Genomic DNA, 21,896 nt, shown 5'->3' on the forward strand with positions numbered 1-21,896 from the left:
ACCTAAGCCGGCCTGACGTAAGCTTGTCCTGCGCCGCACGCGCGCATCGAATTTCTCGCGGCCAGCCGCGACCGTTGGAGCGAACATGTCCCAGGATTTCGTCGTCGCCATTCCCGCCCGCTACGCGGCTTCGCGTCTGCCGGGCAAACCCCTGCGCGAGCTGGCAGGCGAGCCGCTGGTCCTGCACGTCGCCCGCCGCGCCCTCGCGGCCGGCGCGCGCGAGGTCTGGGTCGCGGCCGACGACGAACGCATCGCGCGTGCGCTGGAAGGCAGTGGCGTGCAGGTGGCGATGACTTCGACCGAACACGCCTCGGGCACCGACCGCCTCGCCGAATGCGCCGACATCGCCGGCTGGCGCGACGACACCGTGATCGTCAACCTGCAGGGCGACGAACCCTTCGCGCCGGCCTCGGGCATCGTCGCCACCGCGACCGCCTTGCGCGACAGCGGCGCCGAGATGTCGACCCTGGCCGCGCCGATTACCGAAGTCGAGGTCTTGTTCGATCCGAACGCGGTCAAGCTGGTGCGCGCCGGCAACGGCGATGCGCTGTACTTCAGCCGCGCGCCGATTCCGTGGCCGCGCGACGCTTTCGCCAACGACCGCGAGCGCATGCCCGGCGGCGGCGAATGGCTGCGCCATATCGGCATCTACGGCTATCGCGCCGGTTTCCTGCGCAAGTTCGCCAAGCTGCGGCCGGGCCGGCTCGAACAGATCGAATCGTTGGAGCAATTGCGCGCGCTCGAAGCCGGCTACCGCATCGCGGTCGGCATCACCCCGGAGCCGTTCCCGCCCGGCGTCGACACCCCCGAAGACCTCGCCCGCGCCGAAGCGCATCTGGCCGGCCGCGCGGCGGGAGAGGGCGCCTGAGCATGCGCCTGCTGATCGTCTGCCTCGGCAATATCTGCCGCTCGCCGGTCGCCGAGGGCGTGCTGCGCGCACGCATCGAGACCTCGTCGGTGGCCGGGCGGGTCGAGCTCGATTCGGCCGGCACCGGCGACTGGCACGTCGGCGAGCCGCCGGACCGGCGTTCGATCGCCAACGCCGCCGAGCACGGCGTCGACATCTCCGGCCTGCGCGCGCGCCAACTCGCCGCGTCGGACTACACCCACTTCGACTGGCTGCTGTGCGCCGACCGCGCCAACCTGCGCGATGTCCGTGCCCGCGCGCCGCGCGGCGCCAGGGCGCGCACCGCGCTGTTGCTGGATTGGTGCGGTTTGGAAACCGAAGGCGAAGTGCCCGATCCCTACACCGGCGGGCCGGCCCAGTTCGAGCACGTGTTCCAGTTGCTCGACCGCGCCGCCGACGGCGCGATCGCACGCCTGCGCGAAGAACTGCATCTGCGTTGATCGCCCGATGAGGCGACAGGCTCCGGCACCGCGCCGGCGCTGGTCGATGCGGATGGGGCGGGGCGACGGTAACGAACCAAGCGCCGCAGACTCGCCGGGCCGGGCCACCGCCATGGCGCACACGGATTTGCCGTTCGCGGCACGACCGCCTTGCCGTCCGGGCCGTTCCCCGATGCATTCGGCCCCAAGGCCCGGTTCGGGCCCTTGCGCTCGCGCATAATCAACCCAATCCAGAACCCGGTCCTCCGTTTCCGGTTCCCCGATCTGCCGATGCCCGCCACCGCGCCCGCCTGTCCGAACGCTCACCTCCGCGCCATCGCCGGCACGTGGGCGATGCCTGCCTGTGCCGCGCCCGGCCTCGTCGCGAGCGTTCGCGCTTACTCGCAAGCGAGGGCCTCGTGACGACCGCCTCCCAGCCCGCAGCGTTCGACGGCAAGGCCTTCGTCAAGCATCTGAGCACCGCGCCGGGCGTGTATCGCATGATCGGCGCCGACGACAACGTGCTCTATGTCGGCAAGGCCGGGGCGCTGCGCAACCGCGTATCGAGTTATTTCAACGCCACGCCGAAGTCCACGCGCATCATGTCGATGCTGTCGCAGACGGTACGCATGGAGGTCACGGTCACCCGCACCGAGGCCGAGGCGCTGATCCTCGAGAACCAGCTGATCAAGTCGCTCAAGCCGCGCTACAACGTGCTGCTGCGCGACGACAAGAGTTACCCCTACGTATTGATGACCCAGGAAGCCTGGCCGCGCATCGCCATGCACCGCGGGCCGCGCGCGATCCCGGGCCGCTACTTCGGTCCTTACGCCAGCGTCGGCGCGGTGCGCGACACGCTCAACCTGATGCACAAGCTGTTCCGCCTGCGCAGCTGCGAGGACAGCGTGTTCCGCAATCGCTCGCGGCCTTGTCTGCAGCACCAGATCGGCCGTTGCAGTGCGCCCTGTGTCGGCCTGGTGCCGGCGCGCGACTATGCCGAGAGCGTGCGTCGCGCCGGGCTGCTGCTCGACGGACGCAGCGACGAGCTCACCGACGAACTCGGCCGGAGCATGGAAGAGGCGAGCATGCGCCTGGATTTCGAGGACGCCGCACGCCTGCGCGACCTCATCACCGGCATCCGCACGCTGCAGGCGCGCCAATACGTCGACGGCCGCGCCGCCGACCTCGACGTGCTCGCGGTGGCGATGCAGGGCGTCTCGGCCTGCGTGCTGCTGCTGGCGTTCCGCGATGGCCGTAACCTCGGCACGCGCGCGTTCTTTCCCAAGACCAACGGCAGCGACAACCCCGAGGAAGTGCTGGCCGCGTTCGTCTCGCAGTACTACGCCGAGCAACCGCCGCCGCGCGAGATCGTGCTCGATCGCGACCTGCCCGATCGCGAACTGCTCGAGCATGCGCTGTCGAGTTCGGGCGAGCGCCGGGTGCAGATCAAATGCAACGTGCGCGGCGAACGCGCCGGTTATCTCGACATGGCGCGGCGCAATGCCGAGCTCGCGCTCGGCACCGAACTGACCAGCCACGCCGCCCAGCTCGCACGCGCCGAGGCACTGCGCGACCTGCTCGGCATGCCGTCGCTGCCGGCCCGGATCGAGTGTTTCGACATCAGCCACACCATGGGCGAGGCCACCGTGGCCTCGTGCGTGGTGTTCGATGCCGAGGGGCCGGTACGCGGCCAGTACCGCCGCTACAACATCGCCGGCATCGTCGAGGGCGACGACTACGCCGCCATGAACCAGGCGATTTCGCGCCGGTTCCGGCGCGCGGTCGAGGAAAACGGGGTGGTGCCGGACGTCCTGCTGATCGACGGTGGCGCCGGACAGGTGGCCCAGGCCCGGTCTGCCCTGGACGAGCTGGGGGTCGAGGGGCTGATCCTGGTGGGCGTGGCCAAGGGCCCGGCCCGCCGTCCCGGCGATGAAGAACTGCTGCTCCCGGACGGCCGGGTGGTCCGCCCGGGCGCCGAATCGCCGGCCCTGCAGCTGGTCCAGCAGGTTCGCGACGAGGCGCACCGTTTCGCCATCACCGGCCATCGGGGGCGTCGCCAGAAGGCCCGCAACAGCAGTAGGCTGGAAGACATTCCCGGTATCGGACCGCGTCGGCGCGCTAATCTGTTGCGGCATTTCGGCGGTCTGGGCGGCCTGAAGGCCGCCGGGATCGAGGAAATTTCCCGGGTCGAGGGGGTCAACGAGGCCCTGGCCGAGCGCATCTACGCCGCCTTGCACGGGCTGGACGCGCCCGCCGAGGCCGCGGTTACGGGCACTATCCAAAAGGGCGCCGCTGCGGCGGCGACGGGCGGCAAGAAGCAGGGGGCCGCGGCTGCGGCACCCGATCGCAAGCGGAGTGAAGGATGAAGTTGACCATACCCACCATGCTGACTCTGGCCCGGATCGTGCTGATCCCGGTGCTGGTGGTGGTGTTTTTCCTGGACTATCCGTGGACCAACTTCGCCGCCGCGTTCATTTTCGCCTTCGCCTCGATCACCGACTGGCTCGACGGCTGGATCGCGCGCCGTTACGACCAGTACTCGGCATTCGGCGCATTCCTCGACCCGGTGGCCGACAAGCTGATGGTCGCGGTGGCGCTGCTGCTGATCGTGCAGAAGCATCCGACGGTGTGGATGACCTTGTGGGCGGCGGTCATCGTCGGCCGCGAAATCGCCGTTTCCGCGCTGCGCGAATGGATGGCCGAGCTCGGTCAGCGCGCCGCGGTGAAAGTCGCCTCGATCGGCAAGATCAAGACCATCGTGCAGATGGTCGCGCTGGTTTGCCTGCTTTATCAGGAGCGCGTGTGGGGTTTGCCGATCTTCGGCATCGGCGAATGGTTGCTTGCTGCAGCGGCCTTGCTAACTTTGTGGTCGGGACTAGCGTATTTACGCGCGGCATGGCCTATAATGCGCGAGGACGCCAACAAGCCCACGAACTGATCGCATCGGTTCGGCGCGAACGAAGCCTTGGCAGGCAACGAACGCATCGGGGACTGAATCGTTTCCAGGCATCGAAAAAAAGTAGTTGACACTTTTCTTTCGATCCCTAAAATATCGCTTCCTTCAGCGGGAATAGCTCAGTTGGTAGAGCACGACCTTGCCAAGGTCGGGGTCGCGAGTTCGAGTCTCGTTTCCCGCTCCAAATTAGAGGACCTCCGGTAACGGAGTCATCCTCAGAAACAAAACCCCGCCCGCGGGGTTTTGTTTTTTCAGGCGAAGGCTTGCAGCGATTGCAAGCCGACGCAGCCGCAGGCAGTATGCTGTGGCAAGTCACCGGCCGGGTGGCAGAGTGGTTATGCAGCGGACTGCAAATCCGCGTACGCCGGTTCAATTCCGACCTCGGCCTCCAATTCGAAAAACGACCAGGGCAACCTGGTCGTTTTTTTTGCGCCATCGTTTCGTGCGAATCGACCGAAGCGAGAGGGTTGCGCGGCACCCGGTTCGAGGTTGCGCCGTGCTCCGTGCGCATTCGGGGTCGGTTCGATCCATTCGGGCAGTTGTGCAGGCGTGCATGCCGAGTTTGCCCGCAGGCTGCCCCGGGACCCGCGCGCATCGACCATCGCGAGTATCCGCAGTGGGCCGTTTCGCCGCGACCGCTTCGCGGATTCGACAGTCGGAGCGTCGGGATCGGATCGGGCACGCAAGCCGTCGCGACCCGATCCGCAAGCGCATTGACGACCCGTCCTCACGGCACAGTCGAGTGCGTCGCATCGCCGTTGTCCGGAGCAAGCGAAACCGTCCCCGGATGGTTCGGACAACGCTCTTGGTGTCGTGTCGCGCACGGCTGTCGTAAGCTATCGCGGTCACCGCATCCTGCCCGGATGGCGAAATCGGTAGACGCAGCAGACTTAAAATCTGCCGGGGGCAACTCCGTGCCGGTTCGATTCCGGCTCCGGGCACCACGACAGCGTTCGCAGCGATTCGCGATGATTTGCCGAGTAAGCAAGAGCCCCTGCTTTCAGGGGCTTTTTTGTTGCCCGCCGTTCGTCCGAGACCGCGTTGTGTCGCTTGCAGCCGGGGGCATATGGGGGCAGGATTGGGGGCATAAGGGGCATCAGGACGCCTCTGCAGGGTCGATGCCCCCATGGCCGCGAACACCGGAAAACTCACCGCAGTAGCTATCAAGAACGCAAAAGCGGGTGCGAAGCCGGTACGTCTGTTTGACGGCGGCGGGCTCTACATGGAATTGATGCCGAACGGATCGCGCTATTGGCGCATGAAGTACCGGTATGCAGGAAAAGAGAAGCGCCTTGCTTTCGGTGTGTTTCCCGAAGTGTCCCTAGCCGCTGCTCGTCAGAGGCGCGACGAAGCCCGCGGCGTCATCCGCAACGGGGAAGACCCCTCCGCCAAGCGTCAGGCCGAACGCCGGCTGGCAAGGCTCTCGAACGCGACGATCTTCCAAGCGATTGCCCAGGAGTGGCTAGAGAAGCAAAGCAAGAAGCTGGCCCCGGTGACGTATAGGAAGTCCGAGTGGCTGTTGGGTATGGCATCAGACGATCTGGGACGTCGTCCTATCGCGGAAATCAGCTCCCCCGAGATGCTGGCAGTCCTACGGAGGATCGAGTCGACCGGGCGCCACGAGACGGCATACAGGGTCAAACAGAAGGCTAGCCAGGTGTTCCGCTACGCGATTGCCACAGGAAGGGCCGAGCGGGACCCCACCATAGACCTCCGCGGCGCTTTGGCGCCCGTCGTGAGCCGTCCTAGGGCGGCCCTGACCAGCCCAAACGATGTCGCGGGATTGCTGCGAGCCACTTATGGGTACGAGGGGCAGCCGACGACGGCGGCCGCCCTCAAGCTGGGGCCACTCCTTTTTGCTCGCCCAGGCAATCTAAGGGCCATGGAATGGTCCGAGCTGAACCTGAACGAAGCTGAATGGCGGATTCCGGGCGGCAAGATGAAGATGCGGGAAGAACATGTCGTGCCTTTGGCCCCCCAAGCGGTTGCCATTCTTCGTGATCTAGAGCCGATCACCGGGCGAAATCGATTCGTATTCCCCAGCATCCGCACTCCTGATCGGTCGATGAGTGAGAACACGATAAATGCGGCCCTGCGCCGCCTTGGCTACGACAAAGACACGATGACCGGCCACGGCTTCCGTGCGTTAGCCAGCACGCGTCTCAATGAGATGGGGTGGGCCCCGGACGTGATCGAACGGCAATTGGCCCATGCAGAGCGAAACAAGGTCAGGGCGGTCTATAACCGAGCCCAATACATGGCCGAACGCAAAAAGATGATGACGGCTTGGGCCGACTATCTCGACAGGCTACGGACGGGCCACGAAAAAGTGGTCGAGTTCAAGAAACGCTGAAACGGGGGTGGATGATGAGCTGCGTGGTTCTGCAATTTCCCTTGCCTGGGCAACGGGCGCCCTCGTCTGCTATCAGTAGCAGCTATCCGCTAGGGGATTTGGTCCCATTCCGAATGCGAAACGAAAACGAACTTCTAGAAAGCGAAGCCTGCCTACGTACTGACCAGCTCAGGCCTGCCGGGACGGCATTCATGGAGAGGTTGGCAGAGCGGCTCCGGTATGACCCGGACCCAGAATTCGTGCGGATAGCAACGAGGACAGCAAGACTGATCGACGCCAAGACTTACGGCGAGAATCAGGAATAGCGGATGCCTGCAAACCGGAGCGGCTTGCAATGAATTTTGTTGAGTTTGAGGTACTGCTAGGACTTCAGCCAACTGGCAATGACAGTGATGCTGCGAGCATTACTGCGATAGCAGACGCATGGGAGCGGAAAATTGACGAGCTGGAAAGTCTTAGTCCATTAAAGCTTGTGCATCATAAAAGCCTGGTTTTCAGTCTTTGTGACGCATTCGATGGCGCGTCAATGTTCTCGCCAGTTTACGCGGCAATCTACAACGATGACCCGCCACCAAGGCCTTGCATAAACTGGGAGGAGCGAGTGCTCGTGGCGCTATCGCCTGGCGTACTTAAGCGCACTTCTAATTTGTCAAGCTTACTTTGCAAGGCCCTGATGGCGCAGGAGTTAATCTCCGGCGCAAATGAGCGTGCGGGTCGCTCCAGGTGGTCGAGGCTCGATGCAGTAAAAGAGTTGGCATTCAGGCGCCGCAAGGAAATGTTGAGCGTGTCGCGGGCTGAGGCAATCCGCAGAATGCTCCCAGAGGTTTTGGAGGCCGCCAAGGCGCAGGGCGAGCCGCTTACAGGTCAAACGCCCGAAGCCACCGTCACTAAGTGGTTCCGCGACGCAGGGGTTAAGTGACATGTGTATGCACGCATACATACTATCCGTGCACGCATAAGGGCTTATGACGTCCCCAGATGATCTATAGCTTGCCTAACCGAAGCCGCACAAGTTCGTGCGGTATCGGAGCAGCAAGTGAGCACGATTTCAAATCCAGCCTATCGGCCTCTCGTCGAGGCCTGTGGTGAGCACGGAATTAGCCGCACCATCGCGTTCGAGCTGGCGGCATCAGGCTACCTAGATACATTCAAAATTGGCACCAGGCGGTATGTCTGGATGCGAAGTCTTGAGACGCTTCCGGAGCGGGTCGCAGAGCGACGTGATTTGGGCGGTGCCGAATGATTGGCATCCTCAATGCAGTTCCCGTGCACGGGGTGATCTTCAACTTTCGATACGGCCGCCTTGTCGATCCGTCTCGCGGCCTGGTCTTTGGGGTCTTGGGGGAGCCTTGCAAGGCCAGCCGCGATGGATACGTTCGGGTTAAGCCCCGCGGCAATCAAAATGGCTGCCTCTACGCCCATAGAGTGATCTGGGAAACCGTCAACGGCCCCATCCCGAGTGGGCATTACATCGACCACAAGAACGGCCGCAAAGCTGACAATCGCATTGACAACCTTGAGCCCGTCCTGCCTAGGGAAAACAGCCTACGCGCGATACGGGCAGGCCTAGCTAGAACAGGCGAACAGCGAAGGGATTCCAAGCTTACCGCAGTGCAAGTTTGCGAGATTCGGCGAACTGGAGCGACGATCAGCTGTGGGGAGTGGGCGCGCGAGCTGGGCGTCGACCGCGCAACAGTTCGCAGCGCGCGTCGCCGACGGTCATGGCGACATATCGTATGCCACCGGGACGGCACCGCATCGGTGCGTCCGTCATGCCGTATGTCTACTCAGAAGCGGCCACGTCGAAAACGTGAAGCTGCCACTGGAGTAGGCGAATGATCGGGATAAAAGATCATTTGGCGAAGCAACTCCCCGATATCGGGGCTCGCTTACAGGAGCAGTTGGAGGCGCTTACCGGCGATCCGACGGCAACCGCTACTGAGGTCGCTCTCATACAAGCCCGAGGTTTGGTGACGCATCTGGAGCGCCTCAGTGACGAGTTGCGCTACATCAGATCCAAATGAAGAAGCCCCAAGCGTTGGCGCGCTCGGGGCTTCGTGAACAGGCAATCGGCTAGGACTGCGGGGCCAGCATAGTGCTGGTCCGTTCGAGGTGCAAGGGTGGGCAAGAGAACGAAGAAGCCGAACAAGTGGGACGAGATTCATGGAGGGATGGCCTTCGTCATTCCTGTGTCAATGCTGAGGCACCAGAACTTTAAGCGACTGAGCCCTTGGGGGCTAAAGCTGCTGCTAGACCTTGGCCGCCAGTACACCGGGTTCAACAACGGATACCTCTGCGCTTCTAGGTCACTCATGACCAAGGAAACCGGGTGGAACTCGACCCACACGCTGCACAACGCCGTGCGAGAGCTAGAGCATTACGGCCTAATCGTGTGCACCCGACACGGGGGCAGGAACAAAGCCGCGTTACATGCTCTTACGTGGCGTTCTGTCGATGGCAAGACCGATAACCCTCTGGAGGTGCCCTCCACGGGTAAGCCAAGCGACGCATGGCTGATAGAAGTCGGCCCTTTCGAGAGGAATGCAAATCGACTTCCGCGTGGGTCGAGGACCATCCGGAGGGCGGCATGAAAACGCAATCGCTGGTGCAGGTATTGCACCGCCCCCGTGCACCTACTGCACCAATGACCAGAAATACGGTGCACCTACTGCACCAAGAAAGACAGACTAGTGCACGTAGTGCATTAGTCATGGAGTTTTTAGGCCCGCTTACGGTGCACCTACTGCACACCTTAAAAGATTACCAGGAGGGTGCGACTGTTTGCAGGGCGCTCCGGGCTGCTCATGGTCTGCTCCAAAAGCCCTTAGCGCTACGGCGGCCGTTCTTCGTAAAGGATTGCGAGTCGGCGCTCCAGTCGCGCGGGGTTGTGTTACCCAATGGTCGACCTAAGTGGTTGAGCGCAAACAAAGTGACCCGTGCCGAGGCAGTGCTCCGGGCATGCCGGGTGCATACGTTCGCAATGCGTTCGCATCGGAGGCTGTGGTGACCAACTTCGATGTTACAAAAAGGCCCAAAGAACTGCGCCCGGAAGAATTGGCCCTGAGGCCGCGGCGTGCCCGGCCGCTTTCTACTCCTGGGGACGAGACCGAGAATCCGAACGAGTATTGGCTTGCAGATCGGGCCCGCTGTGATCTCACGGGCCTTGGCCTGATGGAGGCGTTCACAGATGCGTCGGCCGGGCCGAGTAAGCGCGAACTCGACTCAAACGCCGTGGACATCTTCGCTGGAGAGAACAGTGGGTTCGGCGTAGTGCAACTACCGGCCGACCTATTCGATGCAGATGTACGTCATTTGGCTTATCGGATCGTTCGCAGCGTCTATCTCATGGAGCCGCCAAAGAACCCACTGATGAGCGCCGTTTATCGAATGCTCGCCAAGCTTGCGGACCAGGGCATACAGACAAATATGGAGGCCGTAACGATCGGGCTCCTGTTGGGAGCGGCCAGGGTCCACGGACTCAAGATATCGACCCATCCCCGCCACTTGGCCAAGGAGGTCAAGTGCCGATACGGAGTGCTGTTGAAGATCAGAAAGGCTGCTCACATTGAGCTTTCCCGCCTATCACCGGCCCAACTGGGAGGCGGGAACCTACTCTAGTGGTGATGATGGTAAAGCCCTAACCGGGCTGCCCTTGGCGGGGCTAGAAAGAGGCTAAATGCCTATCCGAATTCGGCCGGCCCACCCCGGTCAATCGCGAGTCTGCCGCGTCATTGCAGACAACCCCGCCAGCCCTTGTCAGGCCAAAGACAACCGCTCGCCCCCCGGTCAAAGGGGGCGGTTCCAAATCTGGGATCGCCCTTAGCGAAGGCCATTGTTCTGCTCTGTTAGCAGTGGAGGACGGGTTCGTCCTGATAAACAATCAAAGAAATTCAATCAATGCCTTAGAAATTCACTCCCTGAGTAGATAGCTCGTTTGTCGCTACGTAAAGGCGGCACCTCCACCAGACAGGTGGGCACCCGTCGCAAGGATTGCGACCAAGTCAAACATGGACGTTAAAAATGGCATCTAAGACAACGTTAGTCCGGCCCGATGGCCAAGGCTGGTGCGACTTTCGCATCAGCGAGAGTCCCGATTTCTTCAACCAGGTGGCGAATCACCCGGCAGTGTTTCCTGCCGTCAGTTACGCGGGTCAAGAGCGAATTGACCTATCTGAAGCATGGGGCAGGCTAATCGGCCTTGAGTTCGAGGGAGGCGGCTTTCTCCTGGAACAACTGGGGCCCGGCTATCTGGAGGTGCACACGTTGTTCCTGCCCGGTGCTGAGGACATCCGCGCTAAGGCTTGGCTTGCGCTGACCTTCATTTTCACGCATACCGACGCTGTGGAACTGGTCACAAAGGTTCCGGTGGACAACGTAAAGGCGTTGGGACTTGCTAAAGCAGTTGGTTTCAATCAGCGCTTCAGGCGTACGAAGGCATGGGATAGATGGAGTGGTGCGGTTGATGTCGACTACCTAGGTATGACTCTGGATGAGTGGATCCGAACTGATCCTACGCTTGAGCCGGTTGGAGAAAGTCTCCATGAGATGCTGCAGGCTGAGCACGAGGTTAAGCACGAAGATGACCCCGCACATAACGCGTATGTGGGCGCCGCAGTCTTCTGCGCTTGTGCGGGAAACTTGACTAAGGGCGTAGCGATCTACAACCGATGGGCACGGTTTGCCGGGTATGAATTGGTCGAACAGGTCAGTGACACGGCTGTCAGCTTTGACGGCGTCAAGGTGGAGCTTGCTGCGGAAGGCTTTCGCATTGCCAAGGAGGCCGTCTAATGCCTGTCGGAGCAGTTACCGCGGCTGTTGGTGTCTACAGCGCCAATCAGGCCAAGAAGAGTTCAAAGAACGCCGCAAATGCAATGACTGGCGCGGCCGACGCTAGCAATCAGCTGCAATGGGATGCTTTGCAGCAGGCTCGATCCGATCAGGCGCCGTTTCGGGGAGCAGGTCTTGCGGGCCTTTACGAATACATGGCCATGCTCGGGTTGCCCCAGGGAGCAGGGAGCACAGCCCTCGCTGCCTCGGACCCGGCCTCGGCCTATTTGCAGGCAAATCCGGACGTGGCGGCGGATGACTATTTCGGCCAGAACCCGCTGAAGCACTACCAGCAATACGGCCAGAAAGAGGGCCGTGTGTGGGGTGCTGCGCCCAGTACGGGCCAGGGCTCAGGCACCGGCTATAGCTCCCAGACCCAGCAGCAGGCGTTTGACAGGTTTCGTAGCACGCCTGGGTACCAATTCGGGCTTAACGAGGGTCAAAAGAACGTTGAGACTTCGGCCGCGGCTCGTGGCGGCTTGTTCTCCGGCGCGACTGGCAAGGCGTTGCAGCGTTTCGGTAACGACTACGCCGACCAACAGGGGTACAGACCCTATATGAATTCTCTGGCGTCCCTTGCTGGCATTGGTCAGACGGCATCCGCTCAATCCGGCCAGTGGGGTCAACAGACCGGTTTCAACATGGGACAGAACTTGCTGACTGCAGGCCAAAATCGCGCCTCAGGCTTGTTAGCTTCGGGCGCATCGAACAATGCCGGCCTAACAGCGTTGGCGGGTGGATTCAACGACTGGTGGGGTAGTCGAGACAAGTCGCTCAACGGTGGTTGGTATCTCGGCAACAACCCGGGGAGGGGCTAATGGGAAGCATCTTGGATTTCATCACTGGAACTTCGCTCAATCCGTTGGCTAACGTCGAGTACGTGCGTCAGCGCGGTATAGAAGGTGAACAGAAGGGACGGCAGTCGCGCCTTGCGGATCTAGCAAGTAGGGCCTATCAATCGTCCGTAGGTGAAGGGCAGGACTATATCGCCCGGATGATCAAGACGGACCCTGCCGCGGGATTACAGTACGGCGATAAATTGCAAGGAATGGAAGACGCCCGGATGCGCAAGCTAGTGGGTGCTGCTCGCGCAATGCGCACCGCGATTGACACGCGGAACCCGACGCAGATCGAGTCAACCTGGCAGACGGTCCGCCCTTTCGTACAGCGAGAATTCCCGGGCCAGTACGATGAACGTTGGAATGCGAACTACGCAGCAACGGTAGACAAGGTTTTGAGCCTCGAACCGATGTTCCAAGGTGCTAGCTCAATGCCGACCGATGTTCGTTCGTTTGAGTTCTTTACGAAGGGATTGAACCCGGAGGAGCGCGATCGCGCGCGGCGCGTGGAGCTGGGTATCGAGGGAAGGGCGCCAACAGGCGGATTTGGGTTCAAAGAGATCACGGGGATTGATGGTCGTGCTCGCATGGCGCGCACTAACCCGCGCACGGGCGTGCTTGAGGTTTATGACGAAACCTCGGGCGAATTTAGCCCGCTGGGCGGCGCGGGACAGCTTAATCCCGGAGGTGTGTCCGTGCCGGCCGCGATGCCGCAGGTCGCGCCCCAGGAAGCTAACGGCATGCAGGTCGTGTTCGACGACCAGGGCCAGGCCGGCATACCTCCCCAGGTGCGAGCGGCGATCGAGGCTAATCCGAATGCATGGGCCGCGGCCAACGACGGCAGCCAGGCGCGCATTGGCCCGCAGCAGCCGTCGTCTCCGGCGGCGCGGCAACAGGTCAATCCCGCACTTGGCGTTAGCATGTCGCCGGCCGAGAAGGCATTCGCAGAGCAGAACGCGAAGAACGCTGCGGAAATTGCCGCATACCGCCAGAAGATCCCGCTTGAGGCCGAACTCGCTGGCGCGGTCGAGGGAGCGAAGGCTAGCGCCAAGACCCAGGCCGAGGTAAGCGCACAGCAGGGCACTCGATCCCGTGACGCGGGGCAGGTTCTGTCGCTGTTGGCCCAGGCAGAGAAGCTGTTGCCCAGGGCTACCGGCAGCGGCGGCGGCGCGCTGCTCGACACTATCGCCAGTGCCGGCGGCTACGCAACCGAGGGCGCGAAGGCGACAGCGCAGCTGAAGACCATCGCCGGGCAACTCATCTCCAAGATGCCACGCATGGAAGGGCCGCAATCGAATGCCGACGTGAAGTTGTACCAGGACATGGCGGGCGACCTCGCCAATCCGACCACGCCGCGCGAGCAGCGCCTTGCCGCGCTTCAGACTATCCGACACCTCAACCAGAAGTACGCCGGCCAGAACAGCCAGGCTTCTCCGCGCCGTGCCGCGCCCGTACCTGGCACCGTGCAAGGCGGCTATCGCTTCCGCGGTGGGAACCCTGCTGACCCCAACTCCTGGGAGCGCATGTAATGGGCGGCCCCTGGGAGGAGTACCAAGACGTCGGCGCGGCACCGGCTGCTGCCGCGAACGCCGAGGCCGGCCCCTGGACGCAGTATCAGCAGCCTGCGGACTTCAGCGACGTCACCGCTACGTCGTCGACCACGGCGAAGCCCCCGAAACAGCGGACGACGGCGCAAAAGCTAGCGCGTGAGGTCGGCGGCCTGGGGCTGCGCAATGTGGTTGAAGGTGCCGCTGACCTTGCCGGCATAGTGACCGACCCAGTCCTCGACGTTATCAACTGGGCCGGCGAGAAGGGGCCAACGACCAATAGCCTCATCACCGGCAAGCCGGAACGTCGATGGCCCGAGCAGCAGAGTACGCGGGCTTCGTGGTCGGGCCTGCTGGATCTCTTGGGTGTGCCTAAACCTGAAAATGATCGCGAGCGCGTCGCTGGGGACATAGGACGCGCATTGACGGGCACAGCGTTGACTATGGGCGCTGGCGGTCTGCTTAACGCTGGCCGAGCGTCAATCACCACTCCGACAATCGGGGGACGAATCGGAGATCTGCTAACTGCTCAGCCCGGTTGGCAACTTGCGTCAGCTGTGGGAGGTGCTGGCGCTTCTGGAGCAACTCGTGAAGCGGGAGGCGACGAAGGGGCCCAGGCGCTGGCTGGCTTGCTTGGTGGTTTCGCTCCACAAGCGACAGGCGCCCTCGGTGCCGGCAGTTTGCGGACGCTTGCAAGAGGTCGGAATGGTGAGCAAATGCAAAAGACCATTCGTGATTTTGCGACGATGGGAGCAACGCCCTCTGTTGGGCAAGCGACAGGCAGTAGAGCTATTCAAGGCGTTGAAAGCTTGTTGGCCGGTGGTCCGACCAGTTCGGGTGTGATGGCTCGCTTTGCAGAACGACAGGCCGAACGCATTGGGGACGGGCTTCAAGCAACTGCAAACAAGCTCTCTCCCAGGTCTAGCGCAGAGCAGGCTGGTCGAGCCATAAAGCATGGCGTCTTGGGCGAGGGCGGATTCAAGGAAACCGCACGTAACCTGCAGAGCCGACTGTACGATGATCTGGATAAACAGATCGACCCGAGCACGCGTGTTGAGGTCTCAGGTGCCGAACAGGCCTTGAAGAACTTGAACCCGGCTATTCCCGGTGCGCCGAATCTATCTCCGCTGTTCCAGAACGCACGGATCCACGGGATCGAGAGAGCCCTGAAGCGTGACGCGTGGGGTCCTGAAGCTGTGGCCTCCCGCCCGGGCATGGCGGATCAGATCCAGCAGACTGCGGACATGCTTAAGAGCCGTGGGGCGGCCGTCGATCAACTGAATTCAGCAGCCGCGGCCGCGATTGAGCGGCAAAACGTCATGCGTACATCTTTGGGGCAGAAGCCGATTGAGTTCGTGCCATATCCGACCATCGGGAAGGCCGACGTCGATCAAGAAATCTCAAAGCTTCTGGCCGAAAAGGCGGACGGAAAGCTGCCCTATGAAGCCCTGAAGAAGCTACGGACTGTCGTTGGCCAAGAGATTGAAGATGCGGGGCTAATGTCCGATGTGCCGCGTAGCAAATGGCGCGCGTTGTATAGCGCGCTGTCCAACGACATGCGGATGGCAGCAGAGGCAAAGGGGCCTGAAGCGGTGCGCGCCTGGAGTCGCGCGAACAAGTACACGAACTTCCTGATGAAACGTATGGACGCGATCCAGCACGTCATTGACAAGAACGGGGGGCCGGAACGTGTATTTGAGTCGGCCATGAGTGGAACACGAGATGGCGGCACGACCCTGCGGGCAGTTATGCAATCGCTGCCCCTGGATGCACAGAAGACCGTAACCGCTGCGACCATCAAGCGGATGGGGCTGGCGACACCTAATGGTCAGAACACCTCGGGGGACGTATTCAGCGCTGGGACGTTCATGACGAACTGGAATCGTCTTAGTCCAGAGGCAAAGCGGTCGCTATTCGATCGGTACGGCAGCGATTTCAGCAAAAACATGGATCGAATCGCGAGGGTGGCTGACAACATCAAGAGGGGTAGCAAGGTTTACGCGAATCCTTCTGGATCGGGTGATCGGGTGGCCGCGTATAGCTACGGGGTCGCTTTAGTGGGATCGCTGCTGTCCGGCCGTTTGCCTACTGCAGGTCTGTTGGCGGCGGGCGGCGTGGGTGCAAACGCCTCGGCACGAATTCTCACTAGTCCGCGCGCCGTTGCATGGCTGGCGAGGTCAACAGATCTCCCGAAAGCGGCCGCTTTAGCATCTATACGACAGCTCGCTACAGGCTCGGATGACCCTGGGGTTTTAGCTCTACAGCAAGCGATAAATAGTTATGAAGGCGTAGAACAGCCCTAGGCAGACCAAAGCGATTGAACCCAGTACAAGAATGGGCGTAATGAGACCGAAAAGCACGTCGTCATACCAATGCGGCGGATTTTTGCGCTCCCATTCTTTGTGTTGGATTTCAGCCCACGCCCGATCTGGGTCGTAGCCTGATCCTTGCCATTTATCGTCCATCGACCGTCCTCCTCGGGCGTGGCTTGATCTTACGGGGATGCGAGCGGACGGATCTAGCCGCTTGTCAGCTGTAAGGGCGCGGACTCAGGGGCCTAAAGTAGGCCGAAATAGACCTCTTAGGCCTTGCTTGGGCGTAGTAGGGGGGCTTTCGGTCCTGAAAGGACGGTCGCCTGAGGCGGGGCGGCTCAATTGCCGGAGGTGTTGGGGCGGCGGCGTGTCCATTTCGTCCATGGGTGGGCGCGCCGTCGCTGCCTTTGGCTGGGAGTTTTTGGACGTGTCAACGCGCGCGAGGGCATGGGAAATCGAGACAGGCCGTGGCAGCCGATTTGGCCAGCCACGACGGCTGAAGTAGCAGCGGGAAGCCGTAGTACTGCCCCGGGGCCGATGGCCGTTCGCGTTCGGAAGTCCTCGCCCATGGGGGGGCTAGGTCGATTGCAGAGGGGCTATCGGCTTAGCACGCCCTGGGCCGGCGGCTTCTCCCTCTAATTGTCAATCAAGACAATCAAAAAGTACGAAGCGGAGCTTCGCGAAGACAATCTATGTAGTTCAATGTCCATCTGGGTCGTTCACGGGTACCTCTGTCGCATCACTATCAGGTATGGAGGCACTTGCAGCGGCCTCCGCTGAAGTGGCTGCGACATCCGCTACGCTAGCCGCAGTATCAGCTGAAGCAGTCGCGGTGGCAGAAATCGAATCTTGAAGTGAGCCACGATTTAGAGCGTCGGCAATCCATTTCGCATCTTCGCTGCGCTGTTTTTCCGATTCATCTAAACGAGCTGTGGCTACCGAGATTGCCCGATCGTGTTTGGAAATTTCCGCCAGTTGAGCAGCGGTCAAGGCCTCAAGAGCTTGGAGGCGCTTTTTGCTTAGCTCAAGATCTTTTGCTGTCCCCGTGGGCTCCATGGAGACACGGGCACGAGCATAGTTCTCTGCCATTCGTGATTCGAGTTTTTCAAGTTTGCTGAGGACTATCTCAGCGGCTTCCTTATTTTCCTCACGGGATGCAATCACCCGAGTTCCAACGTTTCCTGCAACATTGCTGTACTCAAGCTTTGGCTTGATTACTACCCCAGCAATCACCCAAATAGCGGAAGTTGCGATCATCAAGGAGGCGAGTGAGCCAGAACCCAGATGTATCTCGCGATCTCCCCACTTTCCTTTGAACTCGGTGGGGGTAGTGGCGACCTTTCCGCGGGCGTGCACAAGGCGATAGCCAATCACGATGCAAGCAAAGGCGCCAAAGAAGAGAAGTCCACACAAGGCATAAGCCACTGCTACCAGTTCCATATGGCCCCCTGAACTTAGGTCGAGGATTTCGACGTCCTGTTCCTCTTTAACGCAGGTGAAGCACGTTCCGGGACAGGGGGCATCTGGCGCGCGCCTGGGAAGTGCCTCGGCCCTGTGTGGTCGGCATTACTATTCGGCGGCTCTCGATCTGATTAGGGCTGCTTGCGGCGCTGACGAACGAGGGGCTGGGAGGTCGGTGCCAGAACCAGGGCCGGGAGAAGTGGCTTTAATTCTTCCTGGGAGGCGATCTGGGGCCCGTCGGGGTTTTCCGCTAGGGAGGGGGCTGGGCGGGGGATCTTGCGCCGTCATGCCGCTCCTAGGGGCATGCGTGCCAGCGAAGCTAATTCGTCGCGCCTTTCGTACCGCTAAAAAGACCGTTCACGACAATTGCTGTCGGACGCTCCTATTGCATGCCCATATCGGTTTGCCCTCGACGCCAGGTTTCTTGTAAGTAATTGAATTTAGATGTTTTTTATCTGGAAGTCCGGTTTCGGAACTAAATTGCGTCAACTATGGTCAAGAACACCGTGAATAGCTTCCCGCCCAATTGCGACTATTGTTCACATGGCGTGTCAATAGCTTTGCTAATGTTCGCGCCGAATCAACCAATTGGAGCCTCCGGGGGGAGGAACCATGTCCAAGCCAGTTATGGCTCACGTACAGAACGGAGTTGCAGAAGCCGTGGCCGCTGAGCTGCACGTTTTGCTGTGCCCGGCCGCTGAAGGCGGCTACTTGGCGCAGGGTGTCGAAGTCGACTACACCGCGACAGGACGCACTGAAGAAGAGGCGAAAGAGCACTTCGCCGAAGGCTTTACCCGTACTGTGTTGGCCTACTTGAAGCGGAGTCGCTCACTCGACGGCCTTTTCAGGTCAAGAACACCTCAGGAATATGTGGCGCAGTATTACGCCAATGCTGTCCAGCCAGAGCTGTGTTGCGTTGTGTCGCGGAGTCGTGTTGACGTTCCCGCTGACACTCCTGTTCCGCACGAGATCACATTTCTGCGTCAAAACCATATCGGTGCATGAAGCTCAAGCGAGGCGCCTGGGATGGCGCGCAGCAAAGAACGCATGTCCTCAAGGTATTGCGTGAAAGCGGTGTGTCTGTTCAGCCAGAGAACGATGATTACTATCTTCTGGTAGACCCAGAAGGTGATCCGCTTGTTATGCATGTTCCAAACCCTGTGCCAAGTGAAATCATCGAAGCTCTCTATCGGCATTTCGGACATCTCGGATTTAAGATCACTGACCTTAGATCCCCACATGGCGGGCACTGAGCGCCACAAAAGACTTTTTTGCGCAATCGGTGGATGCTATCGATCCACTGTTGAAGCAGGCGTGGTAGACCGAAGTTTTAGTAGGTTTTCCCTGACAAGATTTTGCGCTGCTCACTGACTAACTTCGCCAAGGCCGTTTGGCAGTCTATTGCTGCTGGCAGCGTGGTGCCGAACGGAAGAGTGGTTAGCGACTTCCGGGGGCAGCTCGACCACGCGGCATGAAGGGCTCTTGAGCCGAGGCCTTCGCCAGCCCCCTTCGGATCGCTGAATCATTCAGTGGCCGCGACAGCCGGTCGCATCCCGTGAGAACTCCGGGAGCAAAATGCGGCACATGGTCACAAAACTGCCGCCCCTCGGCTCCCGAGGGTTCACTCCCCGCGATCTGTCGACGTTGCCGGCACTGCCAGATGGTTTCGACTGGTCGCACCCAAATTACGGCAACCGTCTTAGGACGGACGACCGGGTGGAAATCCTGCTCGACGGCCGGAGAGTCGCGATAGTCGAGCCGCTTGCCAATGGCGCCGGCTGGGTCGCCTTCACTGGGTGCTACCGGGACGACCGAGAGCAACGGCATCACATCTGGGTCACTGAGTTCGATCGCGGCGTCGACTACGTCGTCCATTGGGTTGAGCGGTATGGCTCGGCGATTGCCGACCAAGCCCGCGCCATCTTTCAAACCCTTGTCAGCCGCCACGGGCATCGCATCCCCTATGAACGAACAGACGCTCCAGGCACTTCACAGCAGCATTCAGGCCCTCGGGCATCAGGTCCCGAGACTTTTGGAGCAACACCCTGAAGAGGGCGACTTTTGCTCAGCCTTTGCTGAACTAGCGGACCCCATCATGGAGTTCGCCGATCGCGCGGGCGAGGACGCCAGCGAATACGCGCTGCAGGCGATCGACGAGCTCCTGATCAAGGCCGGCATGATCGACCCCGCGCACCGGCAGACCTGATTACGCCGCCATGCGGTGCTCGTAATAGGGCCGCTCGCGGTCGTCGAGAATCGCGTACATGTCCGCAAGGTTCTTCGGGTCCGGGTTCAGCCAGGCGTCGATGTTCTCGGGCTTGATCGGGATGATGCAGCGGTCGTGCCCGGCCGCCGCCACTTCAGGCGGCGGGTCATCTGTGATCGCAGCAAACGACAGCAAGTCGGGCTCGCCGCGGCCCTGCCAGTGCGACCACAGGCAGGCGACGACCATCCGCTTGCCCGTGTTGGGCTTGAACTCAAGGATGACGTCTTCCTCTTCCTCGCCGGCGCCCAGCGGCCGGCCCTCCATGTCGTGCCGCTTGACGTGCTCGTAGAAGGCGTCGGCGAGCATCACGCCGTGGGTGAACCCGAACTGGCCCTTCCAGAACTTCTCCAGATTGTCGCGGCGGGCGTTGTAGGTGCCGGGGTACTGGCGGTCGTAGGAGGCCGGCTTGCCGCAGGGGCGGCACTGGTAGCGCATGAACTTGACCACGCGCCGGCCGCCTTCCGAGACGATCACCGGGGCCAACGAAGCGGGGTAGATGCGGGAGTCCCGGTCCTTCAGTTCGGTGCGCTGCAGGTCTTCGAGCTTCGCTTTGAACTGGCCGATCTTGTTGGTCGCGACCCGGACATCGTTCTCGGCCTTCTTGGTCACCTTGGTCTTCAGCGATCGCTCGGCGTCGGCCAGGCGCTTCGCCTGGGTGAAGAGATCCTGCTGCGTCTTTGTGGTCGCCTGAGCTTCCCAGGCTGCGATCTCGGCCCTGATGCGGGCCTCCTCGGGCGTTTGCGCCTCGTTGAACCAGGCGCGGAAGGCCTTCGGCAGCTTCTTGACCCATTCGTCGCCCATCTGTTCCCAGTATTCGGCGACGTAGGCGTCGAGGCTGAGGGTCGCCCCGAACTCCTTCACGTATTCGCGGTACTCGGCTCGAACCTTGGCGGAATAGCACATGAGAGTGCTCGGGCTAGGCTGGTCTATAAATCCTAGCGACTTCTCGGAATGAATGTGAAATGTGTCGCATTAAGCGGGGTGGTGATGAGCGGAGTCACTTCGAGAAGTCCTAGATGCGTCGATCCAGGCGCGTCCGTGGCAACGATCTACCCAAGAGGCGGAACCTGGTACATCAATTTCCGACAGGGTGATCGGCAGGTCCGCGTCTCTCTCGGAACGACTGACCGGAAAGAGGCAGAGGCCTTACAAGCCTCGGAAGAAGGTCCAGGTCACGTAGAAGGCGGGGGCATTTTTGGGGGCATGGAAGGAAAATCTGTAATTTAATAACGTATAAAAACAGTGACTTATGGCTAGTATTGGGAGCCGGCTCCGGCACCATCGCGCGGTTCTGGGAAAACGTTTGGATTTGCGCTTCGGGTCCAGCGCCCCCAGCGCAGCACGCGGCCTGCCGAAAACCGCTTTCCCAGCAGGTTTTTCCCACGCCGCATCGGATATCGCGCTCGGCTCGTTCGGGCGCCGCGTGCGCGCCGATAACGGGGCGGCCGCGCCGGCCCGCCTCAAACCTTCTTCCAGAAAATGATCGTTCCGGTCAGCCCGCCGTGCGGTTTCAGGGCGTAATCGGGGATTTCGCCGGCGCGTACGTAGCCCAGCTTTTCGTAAAAGGCCGATGCGCCTTCGTCGCTGGCGGTATCGAGCACGAGCAACGAGCGTCGGTGCTCGACTGCGAGTGTTTCGACGGCGCGTATCAGCGATGAAGCCACGCCCCGGCCGCGATAGTCGCGGCACGTCATCAGTTTCGCGATCTCGCCGCGATGCGGTTGATTGGGCGGGCAATCGAGCAACAAGGTCACGGTGCCCACCAACGTGTCTTCATCGAAGGCGCCGAGCACGATGCGCGCGCCGATATCGGCCGCCGCCAGGGAGTTGCGCCAGAACGCCTGCGCCTGCGGCGGCGGCAGGGGATGCATGAAGCCGACCGAGCCGCCGTGGGCGACGACGTCGACCAGCAGTTCGCTCAGCATCGAGAGGATTTCGGCCGAGGACGACAGCGCTCTGATCTCCAAGGCGGGCATATCGATGGAGTGCATATCGATGGAAAGCATGCG

At 61.3% G+C, this 21,896-nt stretch carries 17 protein-coding genes, 3 tRNA genes and 1 pseudogene; 18 read left to right on the forward strand and 3 right to left on the reverse strand.

The window, feature by feature from the left end; translation table 11 throughout:
* Positions 1-85 precede the first annotated feature (85 nt).
* From kdsB to ACTJJK_RS07780, 15 genes and pseudogenes are all read left to right on the forward strand, one after another.
* On the forward strand, positions 86-868 hold the full coding sequence (gene kdsB / locus ACTJJK_RS07710) for a 3-deoxy-manno-octulosonate cytidylyltransferase (protein WP_440729917.1): 783 nt from the start codon (positions 86-88) through the stop codon (positions 866-868).
* 2 nt (positions 869-870) lie between these two features.
* Positions 871-1,347, forward strand: a complete 477-nt coding sequence (locus ACTJJK_RS07715; RefSeq protein WP_440729918.1) for a low molecular weight protein-tyrosine-phosphatase — start codon at positions 871-873, stop codon at positions 1,345-1,347.
* Between the two features lie 398 nt (positions 1,348-1,745).
* A pseudogene (gene uvrC / locus ACTJJK_RS07720) lies at positions 1,746-3,587 on the forward strand (excinuclease ABC subunit UvrC); the annotation flags it as partial.
* Positions 3,588-3,688: 101 nt separating this feature from the next.
* Positions 3,689-4,264: a CDP-diacylglycerol--glycerol-3-phosphate 3-phosphatidyltransferase gene (gene pgsA / locus ACTJJK_RS07725; protein WP_031371443.1), complete on the forward strand. Its 576-nt coding sequence runs from the start codon at positions 3,689-3,691 to the stop codon at positions 4,262-4,264.
* 126 nt (positions 4,265-4,390) lie between these two features.
* A tRNA-Gly gene (locus ACTJJK_RS07730) sits at positions 4,391-4,466 on the forward strand.
* A 133-nt stretch (positions 4,467-4,599) separates the two neighbouring features.
* Positions 4,600-4,673: transfer RNA gene (locus tag ACTJJK_RS07735), tRNA-Cys, on the forward strand.
* A gap of 466 nt (positions 4,674-5,139) precedes the next feature.
* Positions 5,140-5,226: transfer RNA gene (locus ACTJJK_RS07740), tRNA-Leu, on the forward strand.
* Between the two features lie 182 nt (positions 5,227-5,408).
* Entirely contained in the window at positions 5,409-6,635 is a 1,227-nt protein-coding gene (locus ACTJJK_RS07745; protein WP_440729919.1) for a tyrosine-type recombinase/integrase, read from the forward strand.
* A 334-nt stretch (positions 6,636-6,969) separates the two neighbouring features.
* A complete protein-coding gene (locus ACTJJK_RS07750; protein ID WP_440729920.1) occupies positions 6,970-7,554 on the forward strand; it encodes a hypothetical protein in 585 nt (194 codons plus the stop codon).
* A 320-nt stretch (positions 7,555-7,874) separates the two neighbouring features.
* A complete protein-coding gene (locus ACTJJK_RS07755; RefSeq protein WP_440729921.1) occupies positions 7,875-8,474 on the forward strand; it encodes an HNH endonuclease signature motif containing protein in 600 nt (199 codons plus the stop codon).
* A 1,164-nt stretch (positions 8,475-9,638) separates the two neighbouring features.
* The gene (locus ACTJJK_RS07760) at positions 9,639-10,253 is read left to right on the forward strand and encodes a hypothetical protein (protein ID WP_440729922.1); all 615 of its coding nucleotides are present in this window, start codon (positions 9,639-9,641) and stop codon (positions 10,251-10,253) included.
* A gap of 402 nt (positions 10,254-10,655) precedes the next feature.
* Positions 10,656-11,423 (forward strand): hypothetical protein, encoded by a 768-nt coding sequence (locus tag ACTJJK_RS07765; RefSeq protein ID WP_440729923.1) that lies wholly within the window; start codon positions 10,656-10,658, stop codon positions 11,421-11,423.
* On the forward strand, positions 11,423-12,280 hold the full coding sequence (locus ACTJJK_RS07770) for a hypothetical protein (protein WP_440729924.1): 858 nt from the start codon (positions 11,423-11,425) through the stop codon (positions 12,278-12,280). Before ACTJJK_RS07765 ends, ACTJJK_RS07770 begins: the two co-directional genes overlap by 1 nt.
* Positions 12,281-12,291: 11 nt before the next feature.
* Complete coding sequence (locus ACTJJK_RS07775) at positions 12,292-13,830, forward strand: hypothetical protein (RefSeq protein ID WP_440729925.1); 1,539 nt, start codon at positions 12,292-12,294, stop codon at positions 13,828-13,830.
* Positions 13,830-16,151 carry a hypothetical protein gene (locus ACTJJK_RS07780; RefSeq protein ID WP_440729926.1) on the forward strand — a complete coding sequence of 774 codons (2,322 nt, stop codon included), beginning with the start codon at positions 13,830-13,832 and terminating at the stop codon, positions 16,149-16,151. Before ACTJJK_RS07775 ends, ACTJJK_RS07780 begins: the two co-directional genes overlap by 1 nt.
* A gap of 708 nt (positions 16,152-16,859) precedes the next feature.
* Here the strand turns inward: ACTJJK_RS07780 and ACTJJK_RS07785 are convergent.
* On the reverse strand, positions 16,860-17,600 hold the full coding sequence (locus ACTJJK_RS07785) for a hypothetical protein (RefSeq protein WP_440729927.1): 741 nt from the start codon (positions 17,598-17,600) through the stop codon (positions 16,860-16,862).
* A gap of 633 nt (positions 17,601-18,233) precedes the next feature.
* Here ACTJJK_RS07785 and ACTJJK_RS07790 point away from each other — a divergent pair.
* From ACTJJK_RS07790 to ACTJJK_RS07800, 3 genes are all read left to right on the forward strand, one after another.
* The gene (locus ACTJJK_RS07790; RefSeq protein ID WP_440729928.1) at positions 18,234-18,626 is read left to right on the forward strand and encodes a hypothetical protein; all 393 of its coding nucleotides are present in this window, start codon (positions 18,234-18,236) and stop codon (positions 18,624-18,626) included.
* The gene (locus ACTJJK_RS07795; RefSeq protein WP_440729929.1) at positions 18,623-18,874 is read left to right on the forward strand and encodes a hypothetical protein; all 252 of its coding nucleotides are present in this window, start codon (positions 18,623-18,625) and stop codon (positions 18,872-18,874) included. Before ACTJJK_RS07790 ends, ACTJJK_RS07795 begins: the two co-directional genes overlap by 4 nt.
* Positions 18,875-19,205: 331 nt before the next feature.
* Positions 19,206-19,670, forward strand: a complete 465-nt coding sequence (locus ACTJJK_RS07800) for a hypothetical protein (protein ID WP_440729930.1) — start codon at positions 19,206-19,208, stop codon at positions 19,668-19,670.
* 157 nt (positions 19,671-19,827) lie between these two features.
* Here ACTJJK_RS07800 and ACTJJK_RS07805 read toward each other — a convergent pair whose 3' ends face one another.
* On the reverse strand, positions 19,828-20,790 hold the full coding sequence (locus tag ACTJJK_RS07805) for an SOS response-associated peptidase family protein (protein ID WP_440729931.1): 963 nt from the start codon (positions 20,788-20,790) through the stop codon (positions 19,828-19,830).
* A gap of 557 nt (positions 20,791-21,347) precedes the next feature.
* Positions 21,348-21,893 carry a GNAT family N-acetyltransferase gene (locus ACTJJK_RS07810; RefSeq protein ID WP_440729932.1) on the reverse strand — a complete coding sequence of 182 codons (546 nt, stop codon included), beginning with the start codon at positions 21,891-21,893 and terminating at the stop codon, positions 21,348-21,350.
* Between the last annotated feature and the right edge of the window lie 3 nt (positions 21,894-21,896).

It is taken from the genome of Lysobacter sp. 22409 (assembly GCF_052045105.1).
Taxonomy (GTDB): domain Bacteria; phylum Pseudomonadota; class Gammaproteobacteria; order Xanthomonadales; family Xanthomonadaceae; genus Lysobacter; species Lysobacter antibioticus_B.